The sequence below is a fragment of the Streptomyces sp. AB3(2024) genome (genome assembly GCF_041862025.1).
In the GTDB taxonomy this organism is placed as follows: domain Bacteria; phylum Actinomycetota; class Actinomycetes; order Streptomycetales; family Streptomycetaceae; genus Streptomyces.
The window spans coordinates 1-6921 of record NZ_JBGWAB010000229.1 but is presented as its reverse complement, the minus strand read 5'-3'; the positions used below and the strand labels follow the sequence as shown (position 1 = coordinate 6921).

Annotated in this window: 8 protein-coding genes; 5 read left to right on the top strand and 3 right to left on the bottom strand. The window is 73.7% G+C overall.

Annotated elements, in window-relative coordinates:
• Both ACEPPI_RS39215 and ACEPPI_RS39210 read left to right on the top strand, forming a co-directional pair.
• The coding region (locus ACEPPI_RS39215) for an ATP-binding cassette domain-containing protein (RefSeq protein ID WP_373920034.1) at nucleotides 1-506 on the top strand (506 nt) is incomplete at its 5' end.
• 191 nt (nucleotides 507-697) lie between these two features.
• Entirely contained in the window at nucleotides 698-1603 is a 906-nt protein-coding gene (locus tag ACEPPI_RS39210; RefSeq protein ID WP_373920033.1) for a virginiamycin B lyase, read from the top strand.
• 61 nt (nucleotides 1604-1664) lie between these two features.
• Here the strand turns inward: ACEPPI_RS39210 and ACEPPI_RS39205 are convergent, their stop codons facing one another.
• The 3 genes from ACEPPI_RS39205 to ACEPPI_RS39195 are packed head-to-tail and all read right to left on the bottom strand — an operon-like array spanning nucleotide 1665 to nucleotide 3004.
• Nucleotides 1665-2069 (bottom strand): hypothetical protein, encoded by a 405-nt coding sequence (locus tag ACEPPI_RS39205; RefSeq protein WP_373920032.1) that lies wholly within the window; start codon nucleotides 2067-2069, stop codon nucleotides 1665-1667.
• A gap of 54 nt (nucleotides 2070-2123) precedes the next feature.
• Entirely contained in the window at nucleotides 2124-2282 is a 159-nt protein-coding gene (locus ACEPPI_RS39200) for a hypothetical protein (RefSeq protein WP_373920031.1), read from the bottom strand.
• The gene (locus ACEPPI_RS39195; RefSeq protein ID WP_373920035.1) at nucleotides 2270-3004 is read right to left on the bottom strand and encodes a DJ-1/PfpI family protein; all 735 of its coding nucleotides are present in this window, start codon (nucleotides 3002-3004) and stop codon (nucleotides 2270-2272) included. Before ACEPPI_RS39195 ends, ACEPPI_RS39200 begins: the two co-directional genes overlap by 13 nt.
• A 317-nt stretch (nucleotides 3005-3321) precedes the next feature.
• Here ACEPPI_RS39195 and ACEPPI_RS39190 point away from each other — a divergent pair, with 317 nt between their 5' ends.
• The 3 genes from ACEPPI_RS39190 to ACEPPI_RS39180 are packed head-to-tail and all read left to right on the top strand — an operon-like array spanning nucleotide 3322 to nucleotide 6802.
• Nucleotides 3322-4998, top strand: a complete 1677-nt coding sequence (locus ACEPPI_RS39190) for an FAD-dependent oxidoreductase (RefSeq protein ID WP_373920030.1) — start codon at nucleotides 3322-3324, stop codon at nucleotides 4996-4998.
• Nucleotides 4995-6452, top strand: a complete 1458-nt coding sequence (locus ACEPPI_RS39185) for an ATP-binding protein (RefSeq protein WP_373920029.1) — start codon at nucleotides 4995-4997, stop codon at nucleotides 6450-6452. Before ACEPPI_RS39190 ends, ACEPPI_RS39185 begins: the two co-directional genes overlap by 4 nt.
• Nucleotides 6449-6802, top strand: a complete 354-nt coding sequence (locus tag ACEPPI_RS39180; RefSeq protein ID WP_373920028.1) for a UBP-type zinc finger domain-containing protein — start codon at nucleotides 6449-6451, stop codon at nucleotides 6800-6802. Before ACEPPI_RS39185 ends, ACEPPI_RS39180 begins: the two co-directional genes overlap by 4 nt.
• The last annotated feature ends 119 nt before the right edge of the window (nucleotides 6803-6921 follow it).

Genomic DNA, 6921 nt, shown 5'->3' with positions numbered 1-6921 from the left:
TGTGCTCTTCCGATCTCGGCGCCCTCGTGGCCCGCCGCGCCCCCGTGCAGCGGGCGGGTGCCCTCGGCGGCGCCGGCCAGCCACCGCCAGGTCCGGGCCCCGGCCCGGACGGGCGCACCCTCCTCGCCGCCTACGGGCACGGGCGCGCCGGAACCCCGGAGGAACACGCCGAACGGCTGCTGGCGCTCGGGCTGTTCCACCGCGACCGGCTCGGCGTCCCCGTCGGCAGCCTGTCGGCCGGACAGCGGCAGAGACTCGCGCTGGCGCGCCTGGTGACCGAACCGTACGACGTCCTGCTCCTCGACGAGCCGACCAACCACCTCTCCCTCGCCCTGGTCGAGGAGCTGGAGACGGCCCTCGCGGGATTCCCCGGCGCGGTGGCCGTCGTCAGCCACGACCGGATGCTGCGCGCCCGCTGGCAGGGCGCGCGACTCGACCTCGCGGCCGCCGCCCCCGCCGTCGGCCGCTGCGCGCCACACCCGACGGACACCGCCCACGCGGCCTGACCCCGATCCGCCCCTCCCCAGTGCTGTGGCCGGCAAGGTTCACCGGGTCACGGCGCCCGGCACGGCACCTCGCCGCGTTGTCGGACCACGCAAGTACGTCCGGTACGAGCCGTGGTCCTCCGCCTTGCGATGCACCGCACCGAACACCGCGACCCGGCAAACCTTGCCGGCCACAGAACTAGAGGACCCACATGCCCCACACCCTCACGCCCGACCGCTCCTTTCCCGTCTCCCACCCGGGCGCGGGCCCGTACGCCCTGACCACCGGCGCCGACGGCGCGCTGTGGTGCACGCTCGTGCACGCCGGCCGGATCGCCCGCCTCACGCCCGGGGGCCGGCTCGACGAGTTCCCGCTCGACTCGGAATCCTGCGGCCCCTCCCTCATCACCCCGGGCCCCGACGGAGCGCTCTGGTTCACCCGTACGCACGACGACCGGATCGGCCGGATCGACGTGGACGGGCACGCCCGCTCGTACGCGCTGCCCACCTCGGGCGCGGGCCCCTACGGCATCGCGGCCGGACCCGACGGAGCCCTCTGGTTCACCCAGCTGCACACCGACCGGATCGGCCGCATCGACACCGGGGGAGCCGTCGTGGAGTTTCCGCTGCCCGGCCTCGAAGGAGCCTTCCCCTCCATGATCACGGCAGGCGGCGACGGCGCCCTCTGGTTCACCCTCAACCAGGCCCACGCCGTGGGACGGATCACCCCCGCCGGCGAGGTGACCCTCCATCCGCTGCCCACGCCCGGGGCGGCACCCGTGGGGATCGCGGCGGGAGCCGACGGAACCCTGTGGTTCACGGAGATCGGGGCGGGCCGCATCGGGCGGATCACGACGGCGGGGGAGGTGACCGGGTTCCCGCTCCCGGACCCGGCCTGCCGCCCGCACGCGATCACCACCGCCCCCGACGGCTCGGTGTGGTTCACCCTGTGGGCGACCGGAAGGATCGGTTCCCTCACCCCCGAGGGCGACCTGGAGGAACACGCCCTCCCCGACCCCGCCTGCGAACCCCACGGCCTGGCGTTCGGCCCGGACGGCGCGCTCTACACGGCCCTGGAGACGGGGGAGATCCTGCGCCTCGTCCGCGGCGCAGCGTGATCCCCGCACACCGCCGGAGCAGCCGGACCGGCCGGCACCCGGAGCGGCGGCGCCGAACCGGTCAGGCGGCCGTGAAGAAGCCCTCGGGCACGCCGTCGAGGATGAACCCGTTGTCGAAGCGGACGCGGAGCGTCACGCGCAGCCGCTGCTGCCGGTAGGCGGTCCATTCGGGCTCCAGGGCCGCGATCTGCTCTTCGAGCTGCTTCCTGCTCTGCGTGGGCATGTCCCGGCCGAAGGAATCGAGCAGCGACGCGAGCCGCTCGTACTCGCGGGCCCCCCGCCCCGGCCGGTCGTGCCGGACCACCCGCTCCACGGTCCCCCGCGTCCCCGCCGCCAGCCACAGGGACCCCACGACGCCGCCAGTCGATTCCTCCGGGCCTTCCTCCGGGGCGTCCGTGATCGCGACGCGGTCGCTCAGCCTGGTGTCCGCCGCCAGCTCGACCCGCAGGCCCTCTTGGAACGTCATCGGTACTTCATCCCTCGGATCGGTGCACGCTGCCCGCAACCCCGGGCGGTGCCATTATCCGTACCGGACCGCCCGGGGGACGCCCTCGCCCTCGACGAGCACGAAGCCCGCCGGGGCACCCGGGGTGAAGTCCGCGTGCGCCAGCCCCATCACGTCGGCGCCGCCGTGGGCGGCCGCGGCCGGGGCCCGGCCGGTGGTGTCTACCGGGACCACACCGTGCCGCGGGCCTCGTACTCCAGCATGGCCTCGACCCCCGTCGCCGCGTCGGCGCCCAGCTCGCGGCGGACGAGCCACAGGGCGAGTTCGAGCCCCGAGGTGATGCCCCCGGCCGTCACCAGATCGCCGTCGTCCACGACCCGCGCGTCCTTCAGCACGCCGCCCTCCCGCTCCAGGTCCGGGCGCGCCCTGTGGTGGGTGGTGCAGGGTCGGCCCCGGGTCAGTCCGGCGGCGGACAGCAGCATGACGCCCGTGCACAGGGCACCGATGGTGAGCCCCGGACGCGGCGCCTCGCGCAGCGCCCGCGTCAGGACGCCGCGCCGGATCTCGGCCCACACCCCGGGATCCTCACGACGGGCGTAGCCGCCGCCCGGCACCACCACGACGTCGGCCTGCCGCGGGTCCCAGCCGTGCTCGACGGAGACGCGCGTCCCGTACGACGCCCGGACGGAACCGGGGCGGGACGCGGTGACGTACCGAACCTCGACCGGCCGGTCCGTGAAGAAGCGGGAGGCCGAGAAGACCTCGTAGGGGGCGGCGAAGTCGAGCTCCTCCACCCCGTCGAACATCACGATGTGCACCCTGAGGGGCTTCCCGCCGTCGCCGGCGCCGCGCTCGGCCGCGGAGGCGGCCGGGCCGCCAGCGAGAGCGGCGGCCCCCGCGACCGCTCCGGTGGCACCCAGGGCGGTCGACGCCCGGAGCAAGTCCCTGCGGTTCAAGCTCATTTCGGCACTCCTCGGTGTGGTTCGGACGGATCACGGGCCGTCGAGCCACGGCCCCGTCGAAGGGGTCGGGGGCGTCGGCGCACCGGTTCCCGAGAAGCCCTGTGGCGCGCCCCACACCGGCACCCCACACCGTGCACCCGCACCGGGGACGCCACCCCGATGCCGACCGCGGGCGACGCGGGACGTGCCCGCCCGTACACGGTCCGTGGCGTCCCACGGCGAACCGGGGCGATCGAACATACGATGGGCGCAACCGGCGCGGGCGGCTCGCCGTGCCGGCGGACCGGGACGCTCGGGTGGGTGGGAGACGCATGGCAGAGGTCGCCGACACAGCGCGGACCGTCATCCTGACCGTGGACGACGACCCGGGAGTCTCCCGCGCCGTCGCCCGCGACCTGCGCCGACGCTACGGCGCCACGTACCGCGTCGTACGCGCCGAGTCCGGGGAGTCGGCGCTGGAGGCGCTGCGCGAGCTGAAGCTGCGCGGTGACTTGGTGGCCGTCATCCTGGCCGACTACCGCATGCCGCAGATGAACGGCATCGAGTTCCTCGAACAGGCCCTCTCCGTGTACCCGGGCGCGCGGCGCGTCCTGCTGACCGCCTACGCCGACACCAACGCGGCGATCGACGCCATCAACGTCGTCGACCTCGACCACTACCTGCTCAAACCCTGGGACCCGCCGGAGGAGAAGCTCTACCCGGTCGTCGACGACCTCCTCGCCGCCTGGCGCACCAGCGACTACCGGCCCGTGCCCGCCACCAAGGTGGTCGGACACCGCTGGTCGGCGCGCTCGTCCGACGTGCGGGAGTTCCTGGCCCGCAACCAGGTGCCCTACCGCTGGTACTCCTCCGACGAACCGGAGGGGCGGCGCCTGCTGGAGGCCGCCGGGGCCGACGGGGAAAGGCTCCCACTGGTGATCACCCCGGAGGGGGCCGTTCTGGTCGAGCCGGAGGCGACCGAGCTGGCGGCCCACGTGGGACTCGCGACGACCCCGGCCGCCGAGTTCTACGACCTCGTCGTCATCGGCGGCGGTCCGGCCGGCCTGGGCTCGGCCGTGTACGGCGCCTCCGAAGGGCTGCGCACCGTACTCGTCGAACGGTCGGCCACCGGCGGACAGGCCGGGCAGAGCTCCCGGATCGAGAACTACCTCGGCTTCCCGGACGGCGTGTCGGGCGCACAGCTCACGGACCGCGCCCGCCGCCAGGCCGGCCGGTTCGGCGCCGAGATCCTCACCGCCCGCGAGGTCACCGGGCTGGAGGTCAACGGCGCCTCGCGCGTCGTCCGGTTCTCCGACGGCACGGCGGTCGCCGCGCACAGCGTCATCCTGGCGACCGGCGTGTCCTACCGCCAGCTCCACGCACCGGGCTGCGACACCCTGACCGGCTGCGGGGTGTACTACGGCTCCTCCCTCACCGAGGCCGCCTCCTGCCAGGGCCAGGACGTCTACATCGTGGGCGGCGCCAATTCCGCCGGACAGGCCGCGATGTACCTGGCACGGGGCGCGAAATCGGTGACCCTGCTGGTGCGCGGCGAGTCCCTGAGGGCCTCCATGTCCCACTATCTGATCCAGCAGATCGAGGCCGCCGCGAACATCACGGTACGGACCCGGACCGTCGTGGACGAGGCCCACGGCGACGGGCACCTGGAGCAGCTGACGCTGCGCGACGTGGACACCGCTGCGACCGAACTCGTCGACGCCCAGTGGATGTTCGTGTTCATCGGCGCCGCCCCGCTCACCGACTGGCTCGACGGCACGGTGCTGCGCGACCAACACGGCTTCATCCTGGCCGGGCCGGACCTCACCCCCGACGGACGGCCGCCCGCCGAGTGGGAACTGGACCGGTCGCCCTACCACCTGGAGACCAACATTCCCGGCGTGTTCGTGGCGGGCGACGCCCGCGCCCGGTCCGCGAAGCGCGTCGCGTCCGCCGTCGGAGAAGGAGCCATGGCCGTGATGCTCGTCCACCGGTACCTGGAGCAGTCGTGAGCGGCCGGGCCGTGCCCTGCGCCCCGCAGGAGATCGCCACGCTGTTCCTGTTCGAGAAGCTCACTCCCGAGCAGCTCGGGAGGCTGTGCGCCGAGGGACGGGTCGAGTGCTTCGACCCCGGCCCGGTGTACACCGAGGGCGAGCCCGCCACCTGCTTCTACGTCATGATCGAGGGCACCGTCGTCCTGTACCGCCGGGTCGGCGGCGACGACGTGGAGGTGAGCCGCACCTCCCAGCGCGGGGTGTACTCCGGCGCCATGCAGGCCTACCTGGGCGACCGGGTCCCGCAGCTCTACACGAACTCCATGCGCGTGACCGAGCCGACCCGGTTCTTCGTCCTGCCCGCGCAGTCGTTCGCCGATGTCATGCGGGAGTGGTTCCCCATGGCCGCGCACCTGCTGGAGGGACTCTTCTTCGGCTCGAAGAACACCCAGCGGGCCATCGGACAGCGCGAACGGCTCCTGGCCCTCGGCTCGTTGTCCGCGGGCCTCACCCACGAGCTCAACAACCCGGCCGCGGCGGCCGTCCGGGCCACCGCGACCCTGCGGGAACGGGTCGGCAAGATGCGGCACAAGCTGGCCGTCATCGCCCAGGGCCCCTACTCGCGCGAGGCACTGGCAGAGCTCATCGACATCCAGGAACGCACCGCCGAACGCGTCGCCAAGGCACCGGTACTGAGCCCCCTGGAGGCGTCCGACCGGGAGGACGAACTCACCGACTGGCTCGAAGAGCACGGCATCCCGGAGGGCTGGCGGATCGCACCGACCTTCGTCCAGGCCGGACTCGACACGGACTGGCTGGAACAGGTCGCGGCCACCGTGGCCGAGGACATCCTGCCGGGTGCCATCGGATGGCTCAACTACACCGTCGAGACCGAGCTGCTGATGGACGAGATCGACGACTCCACCACCCGCATCTCCCACCTCGTCGACGCGGCGAAACAGTACGCGCAGCTCGACCGGGCCCCGCACCGGTCCGTCGACGTCCACGAACTCCTCGACAGCACCCTGCTGATGCTGTCGGGCAAGATCGGCAACCGCATCCGGGTGGTCAAGGACTACGACCGCTCCCTGCCCGACGTGCCCGCCTACCCGGCGGAACTCAACCAGGTGTGGACCAACCTCGTGGACAACGCCGTCTTCGCGATCGGGAGCACCGGCGGCGACGGCACCCTGACCGTCCGCACGGCACGGGAGGACGACCGGCTGCTGGTGGAGTTCCGCGACACCGGCCCCGGCATCCCGGCCGACGTCCGCGGCCGCATCTTCGACCCCTTCTTCACCACCAAACCGGTCGGCGAGGGCACCGGGCTCGGCCTGGACATCTCCTGGCGGATCGTGGTCAACAAGCACCACGGCAGCCTCCAGGTCGAGTCCGCGCCGGGCGACACCCGCTTCCAGGTACTGCTGCCGCTGACCACCCCGGAACCCGAGACCACCGAGGAGCCCGCATGACCGGCATCGACGGAATCGACCCGAGCGTCCCGCCCACCGGCACCGGCTGCGCCGATTGCGACACGGCGGGCGGCTGGTGGTTCCACCTGCGGCGCTGCGCCCAGTGCGGCCACATCGGCTGCTGCGATTCCTCGCCCGCCCAGCACGCCACCGCCCACTGGAAGTCCACCGGGCATCCCCTGGTGCGGAGTTTCGAACCGGGCGAGGACTGGTTCTGGGACTACGACGGGGCCGAGCTGTACGCGTCCGGCCCGGACCTCACGCCCCCGGTCGCACATCCGGCGGACCAGCCGGTACCGGGCCCGGCCGACCGGGTCCCCGAGGACTGGACGCGGCTGCTGCACCGCTGAACGCCCGCCCCGGGGGGGGGGGGGGGGGGGGGGGGGGGGGGGGGGGGGGGGGGGGGGGGGGGGGGGGGGGGGGGGGGGGGGGGGGGGGGGGGGGGGGGGGGGGGGGGGGGGGGGGGGGG

Coding starts and splice junctions, on each gene's coding strand:
- ACEPPI_RS39180 (WP_373920028.1), top strand. CDS start 6,449: ATGACCGGCATCGACGGAATCGACCCGAGCGTCCCGCCCACCGGCACC.
- ACEPPI_RS39190 (WP_373920030.1), top strand. CDS start 3,322: ATGGCAGAGGTCGCCGACACAGCGCGGACCGTCATCCTGACCGTGGAC.
- ACEPPI_RS39210 (WP_373920033.1), top strand. CDS start 698: ATGCCCCACACCCTCACGCCCGACCGCTCCTTTCCCGTCTCCCACCCG.
- ACEPPI_RS39205 (WP_373920032.1), bottom strand. CDS start 2,069: ATGACGTTCCAAGAGGGCCTGCGGGTCGAGCTGGCGGCGGACACCAGG.